Below are 18,320 nucleotides of genomic sequence, written 5' to 3'. Positions count from 1 at the left end.
CGCGCCGGGCCTAGTGCGTTTTCGGTGAGCAACAGTCGGGCGCTTCGCCAGCTGCATCCTGCGCATAACGATTTCGCAGCGCTGATACTGGCGCTTTTGCCGCCGAGTCACTAGTTGGGCGGCTATGCATTTCCTTGACCAAGCCAAGATCTACCTGAAATCGGGGGCCGGTGGCCCCGGAGCGGTTTCGTTCCGACGGGAAAAATACGTCGAATACGGCGGGCCTGACGGAGGCAATGGCGGCAAGGGCGGCGACATCATCTTCGAGGCGGTCCAGGGCCTCAACACGCTGATCGACTTTCGCTACTCGCAGCATTTCAAGGCCAAGCGCGGCGCCCACGGCCAGGGCAAGGACAAGACCGGCGCGGGCGCGCCCGACATGATCATCAAGGTGCCGGTGGGCACCCAGATTCTGTCCGAGGACAAGGAAGAGGTGCTGGCCGACTTTACCGAGGTCGGACAGCGCATGGTCTTCCTTGAAGGCGGCATGGGCGGACGCGGCAATGCCAGCTACAAGAGCTCGACCAATCGCGCCCCGCGCCAGCACCAGCCCGGCGTACCGGGCCAGGAAATGTGGGTCTGGCTGCGGCTCAAGCTGCTTGCCGATGTCGGGCTGCTAGGCCTGCCCAATGCCGGCAAAAGCACGCTGATCAATGCGGTTTCCAACGCCGGGGCCAAGGTTGGGCACTATGCCTTCACCACCCTCGTGCCCAAGCTGGGCGTAGTTCGGCACAAGGGCCGCGAGTTCGTGATCGCCGATATTCCCGGCCTGATCGAAGGCGCGGCCGACGGCGCCGGGATCGGCGACCGTTTCCTGGGTCATATCGAACGGTGCCGCGTGCTGATCCACTTGATCGACATCGCTGGACCCGACCCGGCAGAGGCCTTTGCTACGGTCAATGGTGAGCTGGAAGCCTACGGGGCCGGTCTTGTCGACAAGCCGCAGCTGGTTGCTCTCAACAAGCTCGACCTCGCCGACGAGGAATTGGTCGCAGCATTCGCTCAGGAACTGCTCGATGCCGGGGCCGCAGAGGTCTTCGCGATTTCGGGCGCTACCGGGGCGGGACTCGAGGCCTTGCTCGATTCGGTGCTTGGTTACCTACCTGATCGTACATCGACGGAAACCAATGCCGCGCCGGAAGAAGACACCGGGGATGACGCCGAATGGTCGCCAATCTGATCGACAGCCTGGCCAAGCTGCGCGATCCGGCGGCGTGTCCGTTGCTGGTGATCAAGCTCGGCTCGGCCCTGCTGGTCGGTCCTGACGGGCGGCCACGCGAAAAGCGCCTACGCTCCATTGTTGCGGAAATTGCCGCGCGGCGGGAAGCGGGCCAGAAGATCGTCATCGTCAGTTCGGGCGCGATTGCAATCGGTGCGGCAAAGCTCGGCCTCGCAGAACGTGGGCGACGTTCGCTTGCCGATGCACAGGCGGCAGCCTGTGTTGGGCAGATTGCCCTGGCACGGGCATGGTCCGAAGCCCTTGCCGAACATCGATTGACGGCGGCGCAATTGCTGCTGACCCTGCATGATCTCGAAGACAGGCGCCGCTATCTCAATGCCGCGGCGACACTCGAACGGTTGCTGGATGCCGGAACGGTACCGGTCATCAACGAGAACGACGCAGTTGCAACCGAGGAAATCCGCTTTGGCGACAACGATCGGCTCGCTGCGCGGGTGGGCCAGGCGGCAGGGGCGAGCGCGGTGCTGCTGCTGAGCGATGTCGACGGACTGTTCGACCGCCACCCCTCGGCACCAGATGCGCAGCGGATTCCCGTGGTCGACAGGATCAACGACAGCGTGCGGAACATGGCCAGCGCCGATAGTGGCTCTGGCCTCGGTTCGGGTGGAATGGTGTCCAAGCTGCAAGCTGCCGAAATTGCCACCCGCGCGGGGATCGCGCTGGCGATTGGCAATGGAACGGTCGACCACCCCCTGACCCGGGTTCTCGAAAACGGCGTCGGCACACTATTCTTGGCTCGCGGCGGACCCGGTGGACGCAAAGGCTGGCTCGGCGGACGCATGGCAGCGCTCGGCGCCTTGCGGGTGGATCAAGGCTGTGGCGAGGCGCTGCGCGGCGGAGCGAGCCTGCTTGCAGCAGGAATCGTGGGCGTATCAGGCAGTTTCTCTCGCGGCGATCTGGTCAAGATATGTGCACTCTCGGGTGAGCCACTGGCGCAAGGATTGAGCGAGTATGCGGTGGCCGAGGTAAAGGCCATCGCCGGCAAGCGCGACAGCGATCAGGCGAAAATCCTTGGCTACGCCCCGCGTGCGGCGGTGATCCATCGCGATCACATGGTGATGCTGTGAGCCAGCCGAACCTGATCGCGATGACTGGGGGGACGGGGTTTGTCGGGCAGGCGATGGTCGACTGTGCCGAACGAATGGATGTCGCGCTTCGGTCACTCGCGCGGCGCGTACCTGCGGACAGGCGCTCGGTCGAGTGGGTTGAGGGCCATCTGGCCGACCGGGCGGCGCTAACGCGGCTGGTCGATGGTGCCGACGCAGTGATCCATGTTGCCGGGCAGGTTCGCGCACGCGATCCGCGTGAATTCGAAGCGGCTAATGTCACCGGTACGCTCAACATGATCGACGCCGCGCGCGAGGTGGGGGTACGGCGCTTCATCTTTGTATCATCCCTGGCTGCACGCGAGCCCGAATTGTCGCGCTATGGTGCATCCAAGCGGCGCGCGGAAAAGCTGGTTGCGGCGAGCGGGTTGGACTGGACCATCGTGCGTCCACCAGCCGTCTACGGCCCGCGAGACGGAGAGATGCTCGAGCTGTTCGAAATGGCGAAGCTGGGTATCGTGCCGATGCCCAGGCAGGGCCGCGCTTCGCTGATCCATGTCGATGACCTGGCCCGGTTATTGCTGACAATGGCACCTTCGGACGAGCAAACCCACGGGCAGATTTACGAGCCAGACGATGGCAAGCCCACCGGGTGGGAGCATGGCGAACTGGCGCGTGCAATTGGCTGGGCGGTAGGCAAGCGCCCGTTTGTTCCGCGGCTGCCGGATGCAGTGCTGGGCGTGGCAGCGAAGCTCGACGGGCTGGTGCGCCGTGACAATGCCAAGCTAACGCCCGATCGGGTCGGCTATATGTGCCACCCCGATTGGGTCTCAACACCTGCTGCCAAGCCACCGGAAAACCTCTGGAAACCAGTCATCGCCACTCGCGAAGGCCTCAAGGCCACCGCTCAGTGGTATCGTGACAAGGGGTGGCTGCGCTAAATTTGCTAGGGCGCCGTGAGGTTTGGTCCTAGCGTCGTCAACGGGGTCGCGAATCGAGGCAGCAATGACTGCCACCACTAGCAGGGGAACCCCATGAAAAATCTATTTCTACTGGCAGCCGTAGGCAGCCTGGCTGCTTGCCAGCAGTCCGAGCCTGCGCCCGAACCCGCGCCTACCGAAGACGTGACCGCAGTGGCGCTGGCCGCCGATGGCGCGCCGACACCGGGCCAGTATCGCGTCACCCGTGCCGACGGCTCTGTCGTGATGGAAGATGTGCGCGAAGATGGCACTTACTCCACGACCGTGGACGGCGAAGTGACCGAAACCGGTCGCTGGGAGCAAAAGGATGCAGCCACCTATTGTTACACCTCCGACGCTGAAGGGTCCTCGCAGATCTGTAATACCGAAGAGATCGACGAAGACGGTGTCTGGCGCTCGACCAATCCCGACGGTGAGACGTCGGTCGTAGAACGCGTCGATAGCTGACGCGAGATAACGGCAGGCGGGCACCGTTCACGAGGCCGGTGTCCGCCTCGCCATTCACTGATCAGAATGCGGGATCGTAGCCCGGAGGCAGTTCACCATCGTCGGTGAGCGGCGTGTGGATGCCGCATTCGGTCTTGTCCCAGCCCTTCCAGCGACCCGAGCGCGGGTCTTCGCCAGGGGCGACCTTGTGGGTGCAGGGCGAACATCCGATCGAAGGATAGCCGAGCGCCACCAGCGGATGGCGCGGCAGATCGTGCTGGATGAAATAACCTTCGATCTTGCTCGCGTCCCAGTCGATCAACGGATTGATCTTGAGCCGCCCCTGCGCGTCCGAAGTGTCGATTTCAAACCGCGGCAGATTGGCGCGTTGGCCCCCCTGGAATGCCTTGCGACCGGTAAAGCTGGCATCATAGCCCGCCATGGCGCGGGCCAGCGGACGGACTTTGCGCAGTTCGCAACAACCATCGGGATCATAGGACCACCTCAGCCCCGTCTCGTCACGCGTTTCGAGCTCGCCGAGGCAAGGGTATAGGTTGACGAGGTTTTTCAGGCCGATCTGTTCGACCAGATCGTCACGATAGGCCAGCGTTTCGGGAAAATGCTTGCCGGTTTCAAGGAACAGCACCGGCACGCCGGGATCGATCTGCGCAATCAGGTGCAGCAACACTGCGCTTTCGGCGCCGAAACTGGAGACCACGGCGACCTCCCCCGCGAGATCGTCCTGAATTACCCCTTCGAGCATCTCCTGCGTACTGCTGCCACGGAACATGCGGTTGAGGCGGACTGCATCCTGGTCATCAAAGCGCGGAGCGGCATCGAGCCGGTCGATTGCGCGCAATTCATTCATGGCGCGCCTCGGGGATGGTGCGGCGCACATCGGCGGCGTTCTGATAAGCATGCGGCCACCGCGCAAGGGCAGCCTCGGCATCGCTCGCGGCAATCGGAGCATCGGGGGCAAAACTGTCGAAGCCGCAGCGGCGCATGTATCCGAGCTGGTCGACCAGCACATCACCCACGGCGCGCAATTCACCGGCATAGCCAGCTTCGCGCAGGACCCGGGCGGAGGAGTAGCCGCGCCCGTCACCGAAGGCCGGAAAGTTCACTTCGGCCAGTTTGAGGCGTTCGAGATGCGGGATCAGAGCGCGGGCATCGTCGCCTGGCTCGATCCGCACAGCAGCGGCTTCGGCCTGTTCGAGAAAAGCGTCCACGGTGACCTGGGCATGATCGGCCATCTCGTCGTCGCGGAAGCGGAACTGCACGTCATCGGGGCTGGTGCCGGCGACGCGATCGGTGGCGGGGGATGGGCTTTCAGTCATACAAAGCTTCCTTGAACGGGGCCATGCCGATGCGGCGATAGGTATCGAGAAAACGCTCGCCGTCCTGGCGGTTGGAGAGGTAGACATCGGTGGCCTTCTCGACCGCGTCGACGATGCCATCCTCGTCGAAGCCGGGGCCGGTGATCTTGGCGAGCGAGGTGTCCTGAGCCTCGCTCCCGCCGAGCAGGAGCTGGTAGTTCTCGGTCCCCTTGCGGTCGACGCCAAGGATACCGATGTGCCCGGCGTGGTGATGGCCGCAAGCGTTGATGCAGCCCGATATCTTCAGTTTCAGCTCGCCCAGTTCGGCCGTGCGACCGGTGTCGGCAAAGCGTCGCTGGATCTTCTGAGCCACCGGAATCGAACGGGCATTGGCAAGGCTGCAATAATCGAGCCCCGGACAGGCGATGATATCCTCGACCGTATCGAGATTGGGCGAACCCAGCCCCGCTTCGTCGAGCTTGCTCCAAAGCGCGTGGAGATCGGCGATTTTTACATGCGGCAGGACAATGTTCTGCGTGTGCATGACCCGGCATTCGTCGAAGGAGTAGTCCTTCGCCAGTTCGGCCATCAGGTGCATCTGATCGGCGCTGGCGTCACCCGGAATACCGCCAACTGGCTTGAGGCTGATAATAGCCGAGACATAGCCAGACGCCTTGTGTGGATGGGTATTGCGATCGACCCACAGCGCGAAATCGGGGTCCGAGCGGTCGATCTCGGCAGCAGCGTCATCTTCGAAAGGCGGGTCGGCAAAAAAGGTCGCGATCCGTTCGAGCTCGGCCAGCGGCGGCTCGACGCCCTGGTCGAGCAGATGTGCAAACTCCGCCTCGACTTGAGCCGCGTATTCCTGCGCACCCAATTCGTGGACGAGGATCTTGATCCGAGCCTTGTACTTGTTGTCGCGCCGACCGTGGCGGTTGTAGACTCGCAGGCATGCCTCGGCATAGGTGACCAACTGATCCAGTGCCACGAATTCGCGGATGCACGGCGCGATCATCGGTGTGCGCCCCATGCCCCCGCCGACATAGAATGCGGCACCAATTTCGCCTGCATCGTTGCGGACAATCTGGATGCCGATATCGTGCAGCTTCATCGCTGCGCGGTCGGTGTCGCTGGCGATTACCGCGATCTTGAACTTGCGCGGCAAGTAGCTGAATTCAGGGTGGAAGCTCGACCACTGCCGCAGCAGTTCGGCATAGGGGCGTGGATCGATCAGCTCATCCGCAGCGGCTCCGGCAAAATGATCCGAACTGATGTTGCGGATGCAATTGCCGCTGGTCTGGATGGCGTGCATCTCGACCTTGGCCAGATCGGCCAGGATATCTGCGGCATCTTCCAGCTTGATCCAGTTGTACTGGATGTTTTGCCTGGTGGTGAAATGGCCATAACCGCGGTCGTACTTGTCGGCGATTTCGGCCAGCGCGTGCATTTGTCGGCTGTCGAGCGTGCCATAGGGGACGGCGACACGCAGCATGTAGGCATGAAGCTGCAGATACAGCCCGTTCATCAGCCGCAGCGGCTTGAACTGGTCTTCAGTTAGCTTGCCGTCGAGACGGCGTTGCGCCTGGTCGCGGAATTCCGCTACCCGCGCATCGACCATTGCCTGGTCGTATTGGTCATAAGCGTACATCAGATTACCCAGTTGCCGGCATCGGGCTCGGTAGGTTTGAGGGTCAGGTCCGGGCGCACAGTCGGGCCCAGTGCGCGTACGCGTTCCTTGATATGGGCCGGGCGGATGCCATTGCCATCGCGTTCCGCCAAGATCGCGTAGGGCACGTTGACCCGGCGTGCAGATTCTTCGCGGGCGGCGATTTCCTCGGCCCTTTCACCGACATCGACCGCGTGATCGACATGCAGCGACCAGTCAGCGCCGTCCCACCACACGACCGCACCGGATTTCAAATCATTGCCGGTCAGGATACGCATTTCGCAACCTCCGTTGAGTGCGCCACAAGCGCCATATCGAGGGAGGCGAGGTCACCGCTAGACGGGGGAAGTGCGGCGACCTCGCCAATCACGATCAAGGCCGGTGAAACGACCTTTTCTCGCGATATGAGTTCCGGCAGGCCGGCGAGCAGCCCGCGCAGCACCCGCATCTGCGGGCGGGCTGCGTTTTCAATCACCGCCACCGGGACATCCGGGGCAAGCCCGTCGGCCATGAGTTTCTCGGCGATCTGGGGGGCGGTCTTGACACCCATGTAGATGACCAGCGTGCGACCCTTGCCGGCAAGGCCAGCCCAATCCTGCTCGGTGAGCCCTTTGCATTGGCCGGCAACGAAGCTGACGATGCTGGCATGGTCGCGGTGGGTCAGCGGAATGTGCGCAGCCGCCGCCGCGCCATTGGCAGCGCTGATGCCGGGGACGATTTCGACCGGCACGCCGGCGGCTCGGGCCGCCTCGGCTTCTTCGCCTCCGCGCCCGAACACGAACGGGTCACCGCCTTTGAGCCGTACGACATCAAGTCCGGCCGAAGCTTCCCGCACCAGCAAAGCGTTGATCTGGTCCTGCGGCAGCGTGTGCCGGGAACGCTGCTTGGCAACGCTGACCAATCGGGCCGTGGGCTGCGCCAGAGCGAGAACGGCGGGGTCTACCAGCCCGTCGTGAACGATCAGAGGGGCGCGCTCGATCAGCCTCGCCGCGCGCAGTGTTAGCAGGTCGGGATCACCCGGGCCCGCGCCAACAAGATAGATGGTTCCAGTCTTTGCCATGCTGCAACAATCGACGCGCACGACACGGACCGCCAGCGAGAATGGCTGGAGCCATTGGTAGTTTGCATTTTGAAATCGGACCTATCGCCGCCCGAAGACGATATTTCAGCAGCCGCGGTTTGCCGGCACCTAGCTAGTCTTTCCCGTCCTGTTTGACCCGCTGGCTGATCGCCGCGACCAATTGGTCGAATTGCCGGTTCCCGCGCAGGTTGATGTCGCGCTGGGGGAAGGGGATCTCGATGTCGGATTCCTGGAACAGTTCCCACAGCTTCTTGAGCACTTCGGATTTGACGTTGCCGACCCCATCTTCCGGGTCAGAGATCCAGCAATGGACAACGAAATTGACCGAGCTGTCCCCATAACTTTCGAGCCATGTGACCGGCGGCGGGGTGTTCTTGACCCGTTTGCAGCTCTTGGCTGCTTCCAGCATCAGTTTCTCGGCTAGCTTGATGTCGCAATTGTAGCTGATGCCGACCGGCACCTGGATGCGGACGTTACGGCTGGAATAGGACCAGTTTTCGACCTGGTTGATCATCAGGTTCTCGTTCGGGATGAGATATTCACGCTGGTCGCGGGTGGTGATCGAAACTGCACGAATGCCGATCTTGCGGATCTGGCCGAAGGTCGACTGGCCGGCTTGGTCGGCAATGGCGATGACGTCGCCCGGCTTGATCGACTTGTCCATGAGCAGGATGATCCCGGCAATCAGGTTACCAAAGGTCTTCTGCAAACCGAAACCGATGGCGAGGCCGAAGGCACCGGAAAACACAGCAAACGCAGTCAGGTCGATGCCCAACAAGTCGATGCCGACGAAGAATGCCGTCGCCCAGATAACGATGCTGACGAGCTTTTCCGACAGCAACTTCTGGGTATCGTCCAAACGGGTGAAATGCGACACCGCCGCGTGGGCGAGCCGGGACATTATCCAGGCGCCCATGATGACGAGCAGCATGATGCCGGCTGCAAAAACGACATCCCATAGCGAAATGCTCATATCGCCAAGCTTGAGGGCCATCGAATCCATCGCCGCGACCATGTCGCCAATGGTCTCGCTTTGCTCGGCCACCGCGTCTTTGGCTTCGCTCGCTGCCTTGATCGGTTCTGTCGGGCTGGGTTCGGGCGATGGCGGGGTGGCCGCCAGCAGCGGTTCACCCGTTTCAGGGTCGACCAGCAACTCGCCGGTTTCGGGATCGAGGTAGCGGGTCGTCTGCGGGGCGGCGATGCCAATCAACTGTTCGCCTGTTTCCGGGTCGAGCAGCGGTTTGCCGGTGGCCGGATCGACGAGAGGGACAGGTCCAGACGTGGGAGTCGCAGAAGGCGACGCCGTTGGCGTGGCTATCGGTGTCTTCGGCAGGCCAGGAGTCATGCTGTTTCCATTGCTCCCAACGCCTGCGCGAGGTCTTCGATCAGGTCATGCGGGTCTTCCAAACCGATGGATAGCCGAATGCCGAGCCTGTCGTCCACCTCCCAGCCTGCCGGCGGCCACGGTGTGGCGGTGCGGATACTGGCGGGATCGAACGGGATGACGAGGCTTTCGAACCCGCCCCAGCTATAGCCGATGCCGAACAGCTCGAGCGCGTCGATGAATGCCGCACGCTGCGCCTCGGACCGTCCGCGCAGTACGAAGGACAACAATCCGCAGCCACCGGTGAAATCGCGCTGCCAAAGTTCATGCCCGGGTGAACCGGCGCGCATCGGGCACAGCACATGCGCTACCTCGTCACGCCCGGCCAGCCAGTCGGCGATGCGAAACGCGCTCGCGGTCTCACGTTCGAGCCGGACCTCCATGGTCCTTAGCCCCCGCAGCATCAGTGCTGCATCGTCGGGCGAGACGACGTTGCCCATCTGCTGCGCGGTCTGGCGCAGTCGTTTGTAGAGACGCTCGTCGCGCGCACCGGCCGAGCCCATCATCGCGTCGGAATGGCCAGAAACGTGCTTTGTCAGGGACATGATGGAGATATCACAGCCGTGATCGAGCGCGGGGAAACCGAGCGGAGAAGCCCAGGTGTTGTCGAGCAGCGAGACTGCGCCTTTCTCGCGCGCGACGGAGGCGAGCGCGGGTACGTCCTGCACCTCCATCGTCAGGCTGCCAGGGCTTTCGAGCAGCACAGCCCTGGTCTTGTTGCAGAATGCGTCCGCGAAAGCGCCGATATCGCGCGGGTCGAAGAAGTGCGGCTCAACGCCAAACTTCTTGAGGATGCCGCTGGCGATATTGCGGCTGGGTTCATAGGCATTGTCGGTCACCAGCAACACATCGCCGGGGCGCAGCACCGCCATCAGCGCCTGCACAATCGCCGCTGTCCCGCTTGGATAGAGAACCGTACCGAAGGCACCTGGCTCGATCTGCGTCAGTGCTTCACTCAGCGCCCATTGGGTGGGTGCCCCGCGACGGCCGTAATAGAATTGACCGTCAACATTGTTGCCCTGGGCCGCCAAGCGGGCGGCCTCGTTCTCGTAAAGATGTGTGCTCGCGCGCCAGATAGGCGGATTGACCACCGGCCCGGTCCAGTCCTTGCGCCTCCCGGCCCCGACCAGCCGCGTGCCGGTGCGCTTTGAGCGTTTCCCGGTCAGCGTGCTGCTCCCGTTTCCTTGGGCGTATCCGGGTCCGCACCCCATTCGGCCCAGCTTCCATCATAGAGCGCCACATCGGACGCGCCGATCAATCGCAGGGCGAAGGCCAATACGGAGGCGGTCACGCCACTGCCGCAGGTGGTGACGACGGGCTGCGTGATATCGATATCGGCCGCCTCGAACGCGGCGCGCAGTTCGCTCGCCGGACGGAAAGTGCCGTCTTCATTGAGTAGCTGCGGGAACGGCAGGCTGCAGGCGTCGGGGATGTGGCCACCGGGCAGGCCGTGGACATGGTCCTCCACGGTTCCCGCAAAACGCTCCGCATCGCGCGCATCGACGACCTGTTCGGTGCCGCTTCTGATATTTTCCAGCATATCTGCTTTTGTGCGCAAGGCGATACGGTCCGGGGTGCGGCAGGAAATATCGCCGCGGGCAGGCTTTTCATCGCCGTGGACCAGAGGGCGGCCCTCGCTGCGCCATTTGCCCAGGCCACCGTCTAGTACGGCCAGTCGCTCGATCCCGTACAGGTTGAGCAGGAACCAGGCCCGGCAAGCTGTGCGCAAGGTGGAATCGTCGTACAGGATGATCTGGGTGTCGTCTCCGATACCCAGCTCGCTCAAACGCTTTTCGACAGTTGAGGCATCAGGAATCTTGCCGGGCATGGAGGAGGCAGGATCATGGAGCGAGGCGAGGCCGAGGAAGCGGGAGCCGGGAATATGCGCGGCGGCGAATTCGGCGACAGCGTCACGCTCGGCGGATGGTAGGTGCAGCGAAGCGTCGAGGACAACGAGATCCCTTTCGCCCATGTTCTGCGCCAGCCACTCGGTCGATACCAGCATTTCCATGCCGCCAGCGGTAGCGGGCCGCGCTGCCCGCGTCGAGATGCTCAACCGTTCAGGTGAGCGGTCGGCTGTCGATATCCTGATAGGTCTGCGGCGGCGTATCGAGGCGGAAGGGCTGCAACCGCCCGCCGAGCTGGGCAGGTCGCTTGCCGATGACGAAGGTGAAGGGCGTGGGGTCGCCACCCGCCACCGCGAGCTTGATCCGCGCCAGAGGTACGATGATCGGCACATTGCCTTGATGGATTGGCCGGACATCCTTGAGCGGCAAACGAATGTCTCCGCCCAGGATCTTGCTTTGCCCAGGGCCGAGGTGCTCGAGCGTATGGATGTCAGGCAGCATGGTCGTGCCATCGGCCATCTGCTCTGCGATCGGGGCGCGGCCGTGCGCACTGGTAAGATCGCCGGCGATGACGATACCGCGCATGGCGACATCGGCGCGATTGGAAAGAGTCAGTCGATAAGTCAGCGTTGTAGCCATCATTGAACGGCTCATCCGGACCGGCTCAAGCTCGATCTTGAGGAAACGCATCGGATCGTCGAGCGCAGCAGCGCCCGCGCCTGTCGCCGGGCCGGATGGCGCGACTACGGGCTTGACGATTTGGGGAGCCTCCACGCTGCCGAACCGTCGTCGCCACGAGACGAAAGCAGCGATCGCGATCCCCAGCACCGCCAGCAAAGCAATGATCCAGCCCCAGCCGATCGACTCACCTTCGTCGAGGATATCAGTGGCGGCTTCTGTCGGCGCAGCGGTGTTCTGCGGGAAAGGGAGTGGATCAGTTGCCGTGGGCGCATCCGGCTGGCCAGGAGCCGGCCGCGAACCCTCGTCGCGCGGCTCGGATGGCGAAGCAGTTGCTGCGGGAGTGGGCCGGACCGGAGAAGGCGCAGGCGTCGGCGCTGCGATGCCCGGGCGCGGGGCCGGAATGGTCGAGGTGGCCGTCGGTCGCGGGCGCTGAGTTTCGGTTGGCGTCGGGGTTGGTGTCGGCGTAGGCGTCGCAGTCGGGGCAGGCGTCGGCGACGCGGTCGGGATCACCCGCGGACCTCTTGGCACGACGCCGGTATCGTCAACTGGGCCCTGCACTCTCGGGGTTGGCGTTGGCGTGGGATTGGGTGGCAGCGAGAACGTGCCCGGAGATTGCGCAAGGACGCTCGCGGCGGGTGCCGCGGCCAGGCCAAGGGCCAGGAGAGGGAGGAATATCTTTGTCTTCATGTGTTCTGGCGCCCCGGACGTTTGTGCTCAATGGGCGGCGGCGCTGAATAGGCTCTGAATCACACGCGTCAAACGGCCAGCTTGCCCTTTGCGCAAGTTCGCGGCAGATGCGCGGCATGAGCGACACACCAGCACATGAAGCCAACGGCCCGCAATTTCTTGGCCAATCGACTCCGCTGCCGGGCTCGCCCGAGGAGGCGCGGCTCGATTACGTGCCCAATCCCCGCGAGGGAGCGCTCTACCTGGTGCGCTTTGCCGCGCCTGAATTCACCTCCCTGTGCCCGGTGACGGGCGCGCCCGATTTTGCGCATCTGGTAATTGACTACGCGCCGGACGAGAAAATCGTCGAGTCCAAGAGCCTCAAGCTGTTTCTCGGCAGTTTTCGCAACCACGGCGGCTTTCACGAGGACGTGACGGTCGGCATCGGGCAGCGTCTGACGGCCGAGATGAAGCCCAAGTGGCTGCGCATCGGCGGCTATTGGTACCCGCGCGGCGGTATCCCCATCGACGTGTTCTGGCAGACCGGTCCCGCGCCAGAAGGCCTATGGGTACCCGACCAGGGCGTGCCGGGGTATCGCGGCCGGGGTTGATGTTGGTTCCCACAGCCATGGGGGTGGTGCCGACTGGAGGAATCGAACCCCCGACCTGATGATTACAAATCAACTGCTCTACCAACTGAGCTAAGCCGGCCCTTGCATCCTTGCGAGGTGCGCGCCGCCGCTACTCTCATAACGCGCCGAATGTCCAGCCCTCTGTTTGCGCCAGTTCGGGAGTCAGCCCGTGGGGATTCCAATATGCGGGGTCGTGGGCGACCTTGCGCAGCCAGGCGGCGGTCAGCAGTGCGTCGGAAGAATGGTCGTCAATTGCGCCGGTCCCTGCAACAGGTGGCGACCCAAGTTGTGCCAGCGCCTGGTTGAGTTCCGTGTAGTTACGCAATTTGCTGCGCGTGCCGCTCACACCGCCGCTGCGGGCCGCGATCGAGCTGTAGATTTCGACCAGCACCGAACCGCTTGCTGGCAGTGGATCGACCGGCCACACGGCCAGACTACCCTGCAGTCGGTGGAGCAGGCGCATGCCGGTTAGCGTCGACTTGCCGACCTGAGCCGCGCCGACAAGGTTGAAATTGCTCACCGGCCGCACGCCGTGAGCCTTCTGGGCATGTTCGGCCTGGCGAAACCGCCCTTCGCGGGTAGGTGCATCGTCGAGGTGGAACAGGTTGCCGATCTCGCCACCTCCGTGCCGGAAATAGCGCGCCGCCTGCGGATGGGCGAGGAAGCTGCCGCATTCGAGGTTCGGATCATTTTCACAGGTACGGTCGATCAGTTCCCACAGCGCCCGCGCGTCTGCCGGGCTGGCCTCCCAGCCAGGGAAGTATGCACCCGCATCGGCGTGCGGGAGGGCGATGCCGAGATCCATGCCAACCAGCGTGTCGGGCGGGAGGTCGTCACGCAGGAAATGCAGTACTTCCGCGCGGCTCCACGGCTTGGCACGACGGAGCAGCGCAGGTGGTTCGCCCGAAGCGTCGGCCAAGGCTAGCGCAATGCCCTTCTGGCGTTCGCCCTTTGCGCCCGACCAGTCGATGGCGAGGAAATGTCCGAATTCACGCATCGCGGCGTTGCTGGCGGAGCTTGTCCCAATATTCGATCCGTTCACGAACCTTGCGCTCGAAACCGCGTTCGACGGGGACGTAGTAAGTCTGCGGTTCCATCTCCTGCGGCCAGTAATTGTCACCAGAAAAGCCGTCGTCGGCGTCGTGGTCGTAGGCGTATCCCTTGCCGTAGCCGATGTCTTTCATCAGCTTGGTCGGCGCGTTGAGAATATTTTGCGGCGGCGTCAGGCTGCCAGTCTCCCGCGCGCTGCGAAACGCAGCCTTCTGCGCTGCATAGGCAGCGTTCGACTTGGGTGCGGTGGCGCAATAGAGACAGGCTTGGACGATGGCGAGTTCGCCCTCCGGACTGCCCAGGAATTCATAGGCATCCTTGGCGGCGAGACATTGGACGAGTGCCTGCGGATCGGCCAGCCCGATATCCTCGCTGGCGATCCGGACCAGCCGCCGCAGGAGGTATAGCGGTTCCTCCCCTGCGGTGAGCATCCGGGCGAGGTAATAAAGCGATGCTTGCGGGTCCGATCCGCGTAACGCTTTGTGCAGCGCGCTGATGAGGTTGTAATGCCCTTCGCGGTCCTTGTCGTAGACTGCGACGCGCCGCTGCAGGAACTGGCCCAGCGCGGCCGGATCAAGCGGCACATCAATCTTGGCATTGTATAGCGTTTCGGCCTGGTTGAGCAGGAAGCGCCCGTCACCGTCGGCGCTGGCAATCAAGGCCTCGCGCGAATCGTTGGTGAGGGGGAGGGGGCCTGCAAGTTGCTCAGCCCGGTCGAGCAATTTTCCCAGTGCAGCCGCATCGAGCCGGTGCAGGATCAGAACCTGCGCGCGGCTGAGCAGGGCGGCGTTCAGCTCGAAGCTGGGGTTCTCGGTCGTCGCGCCCACCAGCGTTACCGTGCCCCGCTCGACAAAGGGCAGGAATCCGTCCTGCTGTGCGCGATTGAACCGGTGAATCTCGTCCACGAACAGCAAGGTGCGCTGGCCTGCCGTCGCCATCTTGTCGGCCTCGGCAAAGGCCTTCTTGAGGTCCGCCACGCCCGAGAACACCGCGCTGATCGAAACAAAGCGCATGCCCACGGCATCGGCCAGCAACCGGGCGGTGCTGGTCTTGCCGGTGCCCGGCGGGCCCCACAAGATCATGCTCGACAGCCGACCGGCCGACACCATTCGTCCGATCGCACCCTCGGGGCCGGTCAGGTGCTCCTGCCCGATGACCTCGTCGAGCGTGCGCGGGCGCAGGCGATCGGCCAGCGGCGCATCATCTTGCGGCTGGTCCTTCGAAGGGGGCGAGGGGGGATCGTCTTGGAACAGGTCGGCCATTGATCGGGATAGATAGGCGCTTGGTCGGAAAAATGCATCGGAGACTTGCTAAGATGCTTCTAAGATATATCTTAGAGCAATCTTAACTGTTACGCAGGAGGACGATTATGCATGGGCATCGGTATCGCCGCAGGATGCGAATGAACGGCTGGCCATTCATCGCCATGATGGCTGCATCGCAGTCGGGTTCATGGTCTGGTTCGGGGGCGGACGCTGCATGGGGCGGCTGGGACGGGTCCACAATGCATCGCGGCCGTCGGCGCCGGCGGGGGCGCATGTTCGGTCCTGGCGAGTTGCGCCTGGTCTTGCTCAAGCTCGTGGCGGACGAGCCGCGCCACGGATACGAGTTGATCAAGGCCATCGAGGACATGACCGATGGCGCTTATTCGCCAAGTCCGGGTACGATCTATCCTACGCTGTCCTTGTTGCAGGACGAAGGCGCAATAGCCGAGGCGTCAGGAAACGAGAGCCGCAAAGCCTATGAAGTCACCGCCAGCGGCCGGGGGGAACTCGATGATCGTTCCGATGAAGTCGCGGCCTTGATCGAGCGTCTCACCGCTTATGGTCGGCGGTCGGCTAGTGAAGGCACGCCGCATGAACTGTTCCGCGCGGCGGGCAATCTTGCCAATGTGCTTAAATACAAGTTCAAAGCTGGCGAACTCGACGAAAAGGCGCGACGCGAAATCGTTGACATGATCGACGAGGTGGCGCGCAAGATCGAGCGGCTTTGAAGGGTCTGGCTCACAACAAATTAACGCGTTTTGAGGGCAGGTTCCGACGTGCTAGCATGGTTTTCCAATCGTCCCAGTGAAGGGCGGTGGCGAGGAGAGGGCCATTATGAACAGATTGGGCAAGCAAACTACGCCGTGGCACCTGTGGGTGGTCGGCATAGCGGCCACCTTATGGAATGGTTTCGGCGCGATCGACTATACCATGACGCAAACCGCCAACCAGGGCTGGTTTGCCAGCATGGGTATCGATCAGGCAACAACCGATGCGATGCTGGAATTGCTCGGACAGGCTCCGGCCTGGGCCGATGCCGCCTGGGCCTTCGGGGTCTGGGGCGGACTTGCCGGCTCGCTCCTGCTGCTGTTCCGGAGCCGCTGGGCCGTGATGGCCTTCGCGGTGTCGATTGCCGGTGTTCTCGTCTCGATGATCTACCAGTCGGGGGTCGATTATCCGCCCCAACTCGAAGAGATGGGCAATTCGCCGATGATGGGCGTGGTGTTGCTGATCGCGGCAATGCTGCTCTGGTACGCATGGGTAATGCGCAAGCGAGGGTTACTCAGCTGATCGGCTGGCAGATCAGGTAATGGATGAACCTATGCGGCCAAGGGCTCCTTGGCATTTGTGGGTCGCAGGGATCTTCGGTGTGCTGTGGTTCGCCGGGGGCGCATGGGATTATGTCCAGACGCAGCTACGCAATGAGGATTATCTCGGTGAGATGGCCGAGAGCGTCGGCACCGATTTGCAGGTGATTCTCGATTATTACGATGCCTTCCCGGCCTGGGTTGACGCGATGTGGGCGCTGAGCGTGTGGGCTGCGGTGGCCGGTGCGCTGCTGCTACTGGCGCGCAGCCGGTTTGCTTATCACGCAATGATCGTATCTATGATCGGGCTCGTCGGTTCGACGATCTACACTTACACAACCGAAATGCCAGAAGCGCTCAATTCGCCGTTCACCGTGATATTCTCGATTGTCATCTGGGCTACGATCATCCTGTTCGCATTCTACGCGCGCCAGATGACCGCCGCCGGTGTGCTGCGTTAGCGATTGGCGACCCGCAGATAGGTTTCGACCACCGCTTGGTTGATTGCGTCCCAGCTGTATTCGCGGCTTCGCTTTTCGCCGGCCTGACCGTGGGCGAGGCGGTGCGCATCGTCGGTGCAGTATGGTGCAAGCGCCTCGGCGAAAGCGTCGGTGTCGCCCGGCGGTACCAGGCGGCCCGTCTCTTCATCGATAACCAGGCTTGAAGCGCCCGTGGCCGAGGCGGCGACCACCGGCAACCCGCTCGCCATGGCTTCCAGAGTGACATTGCCGAAGGTCTCGGTGATCGACGGGTTGAGGAAGATATCGGCGCTCGCAAGCGCCCGGCCGAGGTCGCTACCGGTCTGGAAGCCAACGAAAATGCCTCCGGGCAGGGCTTTCTCAAACCATTCGCGCGCCGGACCGTCGCCTATCACCAGCACCTTGTGCGGCGCCTGCAGCTTGCGCAGGGCGATGATCGCCTCGGCGAAGACGTCGAGCCCCTTTTCCATCACCAATCGGCCGAGAAAGGCGATGGCGACATCGTCATCGGCCAGCCCGTGCGAACGTCGCCATTCGAGGTCACGGCGCGAGGGATCGAACATCTCGCGGTCGACCCCGCGCGTCCACAGGCTGATATCCTGGTGCATCCCCATCGCCTTGTATTCGTTGATCATGCTTTGGGAAGGGGCCACCAGGGCATCACAGCGATTGTAGAACCGCCGCAAGATCCATTCAATCGCCGGTTCGAGGAATGCAGCGTTGTAGTACCGCGGATAGGTCTCGAACCTGGTGTGGACCGATGCGACAACGGGGATGCCGTTCTTGCGCGCCCATTTCAGAGCCGCGTGGCCGGTGGGATCGGGTGACGAGACGTGGACCATGTTCGGCTCGAACCTGTCGAGCGCCTTGCGCGCCCGTGCATTGAGCCCGAGCGGCATCCGGTACTCGCCACGACCCTTCACCGGCATGCGGATATTGGGAACGTCGAACAATTCACCCGTCGGTTCGAAATCGGGTTCGGCCACCTTGGGTGAGAAGACGCGGACGGATGCCCCCTGCCTCAGAAGGTAGTCCACCAACCTGTTCAGGGCCTGGTTCGCGCCGTCGCGGGTGTAGTTGTAGTTCCCACTGAATAACGCAATCCGCAAATCGTTCGTCTTCATAGGCCAAGTCCATAGGCATCAGGAACGAGCTTGGCGAGAGGGCGTTGATCCGATCCACGAAGCTATTCGCCGATGCATACCTATTTCGCATTGACTTAATTCCGAGCAACTTTAGTGCCGCCGGTGGGCC

At 62.9% G+C, this 18,320-nt stretch carries 20 protein-coding genes and 1 tRNA gene; 8 read left to right on the top strand and 13 right to left on the bottom strand.

Features of this window, described 5'->3' with window-relative positions; genetic code table 11:
- Positions 1-124: 124 nt before the first annotated feature.
- The 4 genes from obgE (at position 125) to ACXYL9_RS11790 (ending at position 3,713) form a co-directional block, all read left to right on the top strand.
- Positions 125-1,180: a GTPase ObgE gene (obgE, locus tag ACXYL9_RS11805; protein WP_459039685.1), complete on the top strand. Its 1,056-nt coding sequence runs from the start codon at positions 125-127 to the stop codon at positions 1,178-1,180.
- Entirely contained in the window at positions 1,165-2,307 is a 1,143-nt protein-coding gene (gene proB / locus ACXYL9_RS11800) for a glutamate 5-kinase (RefSeq protein ID WP_459039684.1), read from the top strand. The genes obgE and proB overlap by 16 nt, the downstream gene beginning before the upstream one ends.
- 20 nt (positions 2,308-2,327) lie before the next feature.
- A complete protein-coding gene (locus ACXYL9_RS11795; protein ID WP_459039899.1) occupies positions 2,328-3,227 on the top strand; it encodes an NAD-dependent epimerase/dehydratase family protein in 900 nt (299 codons plus the stop codon).
- Between the two features lie 93 nt (positions 3,228-3,320).
- Positions 3,321-3,713, top strand: a complete 393-nt coding sequence (locus ACXYL9_RS11790) for a hypothetical protein (RefSeq protein WP_459039683.1) — start codon at positions 3,321-3,323, stop codon at positions 3,711-3,713.
- Positions 3,714-3,774: 61 nt separating this feature from the next.
- Here the strand turns inward: ACXYL9_RS11790 and ACXYL9_RS11785 are convergent, their stop codons facing one another.
- The 9 genes from ACXYL9_RS11785 to ACXYL9_RS11745 form a co-directional block, all read right to left on the bottom strand.
- Positions 3,775-4,560 (bottom strand): phosphoadenylyl-sulfate reductase, encoded by a 786-nt coding sequence (locus ACXYL9_RS11785; protein WP_459039682.1) that lies wholly within the window; start codon positions 4,558-4,560, stop codon positions 3,775-3,777.
- On the bottom strand, positions 4,553-5,029 hold the full coding sequence (locus ACXYL9_RS11780) for a DUF934 domain-containing protein (RefSeq protein WP_459039681.1): 477 nt from the start codon (positions 5,027-5,029) through the stop codon (positions 4,553-4,555). The genes ACXYL9_RS11785 and ACXYL9_RS11780 overlap by 8 nt, the downstream gene beginning before the upstream one ends.
- A complete protein-coding gene (locus tag ACXYL9_RS11775; protein WP_459039680.1) occupies positions 5,022-6,656 on the bottom strand; it encodes a nitrite/sulfite reductase in 1,635 nt (544 codons plus the stop codon). Before ACXYL9_RS11775 ends, ACXYL9_RS11780 begins: the two co-directional genes overlap by 8 nt.
- A complete protein-coding gene (locus tag ACXYL9_RS11770; RefSeq protein ID WP_459039679.1) occupies positions 6,656-6,952 on the bottom strand; it encodes a DUF2849 domain-containing protein in 297 nt (98 codons plus the stop codon). Before ACXYL9_RS11770 ends, ACXYL9_RS11775 begins: the two co-directional genes overlap by 1 nt.
- Positions 6,940-7,734 (bottom strand): uroporphyrinogen-III C-methyltransferase, encoded by a 795-nt coding sequence (gene cobA / locus ACXYL9_RS11765; RefSeq protein ID WP_459039678.1) that lies wholly within the window; start codon positions 7,732-7,734, stop codon positions 6,940-6,942. The genes ACXYL9_RS11770 and cobA overlap by 13 nt, the downstream gene beginning before the upstream one ends.
- A 133-nt stretch (positions 7,735-7,867) precedes the next feature.
- A complete protein-coding gene (locus tag ACXYL9_RS11760; protein WP_459039677.1) occupies positions 7,868-9,100 on the bottom strand; it encodes a mechanosensitive ion channel family protein in 1,233 nt (410 codons plus the stop codon).
- Positions 9,097-10,350: a cystathionine beta-lyase gene (gene metC / locus ACXYL9_RS11755; RefSeq protein ID WP_459039676.1), complete on the bottom strand. Its 1,254-nt coding sequence runs from the start codon at positions 10,348-10,350 to the stop codon at positions 9,097-9,099. The genes ACXYL9_RS11760 and metC overlap by 4 nt, the downstream gene beginning before the upstream one ends.
- Positions 10,302-11,195, bottom strand: a complete 894-nt coding sequence (locus ACXYL9_RS11750; protein ID WP_459039675.1) for a sulfurtransferase — start codon at positions 11,193-11,195, stop codon at positions 10,302-10,304. The genes metC and ACXYL9_RS11750 overlap by 49 nt, the downstream gene beginning before the upstream one ends.
- A gap of 4 nt (positions 11,196-11,199) precedes the next feature.
- Positions 11,200-12,354 carry a hypothetical protein gene (locus ACXYL9_RS11745; RefSeq protein WP_459039674.1) on the bottom strand — a complete coding sequence of 385 codons (1,155 nt, stop codon included), beginning with the start codon at positions 12,352-12,354 and terminating at the stop codon, positions 11,200-11,202.
- Positions 12,355-12,470: 116 nt separating this feature from the next.
- Here ACXYL9_RS11745 and queF point away from each other — a divergent pair, with 116 nt between their 5' ends.
- A complete protein-coding gene (queF, locus tag ACXYL9_RS11740) occupies positions 12,471-12,944 on the top strand; it encodes a preQ(1) synthase (protein ID WP_459039673.1) in 474 nt (157 codons plus the stop codon).
- Positions 12,945-12,968: 24 nt separating this feature from the next.
- On the opposite strand, the gene ACXYL9_RS11735 is transcribed toward queF, so the two are convergent.
- The 3 genes from ACXYL9_RS11735 to ACXYL9_RS11725 all read right to left on the bottom strand — a co-directional run bounded on the left by ACXYL9_RS11735 (position 12,969) and on the right by ACXYL9_RS11725 (position 15,277).
- Positions 12,969-13,044: transfer RNA gene (locus tag ACXYL9_RS11735), tRNA-Thr, on the bottom strand.
- A 36-nt stretch (positions 13,045-13,080) separates the two neighbouring features.
- Positions 13,081-13,962, bottom strand: a complete 882-nt coding sequence (locus ACXYL9_RS11730; RefSeq protein ID WP_459039672.1) for a hypothetical protein — start codon at positions 13,960-13,962, stop codon at positions 13,081-13,083.
- Positions 13,955-15,277 carry a replication-associated recombination protein A gene (locus ACXYL9_RS11725; RefSeq protein ID WP_459039671.1) on the bottom strand — a complete coding sequence of 441 codons (1,323 nt, stop codon included), beginning with the start codon at positions 15,275-15,277 and terminating at the stop codon, positions 13,955-13,957. The genes ACXYL9_RS11730 and ACXYL9_RS11725 overlap by 8 nt, the downstream gene beginning before the upstream one ends.
- Positions 15,278-15,417: 140 nt before the next feature.
- Between ACXYL9_RS11725 and ACXYL9_RS11720 the strand changes: the two genes are divergently transcribed.
- The 3 genes from ACXYL9_RS11720 to ACXYL9_RS11710 all read left to right on the top strand — a co-directional run bounded on the left by ACXYL9_RS11720 (position 15,418) and on the right by ACXYL9_RS11710 (position 17,048).
- Positions 15,418-16,008: a PadR family transcriptional regulator gene (locus tag ACXYL9_RS11720; protein WP_459039670.1), complete on the top strand. Its 591-nt coding sequence runs from the start codon at positions 15,418-15,420 to the stop codon at positions 16,006-16,008.
- Between the two features lie 106 nt (positions 16,009-16,114).
- Positions 16,115-16,570, top strand: a complete 456-nt coding sequence (locus ACXYL9_RS11715) for a hypothetical protein (protein ID WP_459039669.1) — start codon at positions 16,115-16,117, stop codon at positions 16,568-16,570.
- 19 nt (positions 16,571-16,589) lie between these two features.
- Positions 16,590-17,048 (top strand): hypothetical protein, encoded by a 459-nt coding sequence (locus ACXYL9_RS11710; RefSeq protein ID WP_459039668.1) that lies wholly within the window; start codon positions 16,590-16,592, stop codon positions 17,046-17,048.
- On the opposite strand, the gene ACXYL9_RS11705 is transcribed toward ACXYL9_RS11710, so the two are convergent.
- Positions 17,045-18,190, bottom strand: a complete 1,146-nt coding sequence (locus ACXYL9_RS11705; RefSeq protein WP_459039667.1) for a glycosyltransferase family 4 protein — start codon at positions 18,188-18,190, stop codon at positions 17,045-17,047. The two genes, ACXYL9_RS11710 and ACXYL9_RS11705, sit on opposite strands and share 4 nt — an antisense overlap.
- Between the last annotated feature and the right edge of the window lie 130 nt (positions 18,191-18,320).

The sequence above is a fragment of the Qipengyuania sp. CAU 1752 genome, from assembly GCF_054482615.1.
The sequence above is the reverse complement of the archived record's forward strand: the minus strand, read 5'-3'. Positions and strand labels throughout refer to the sequence as shown.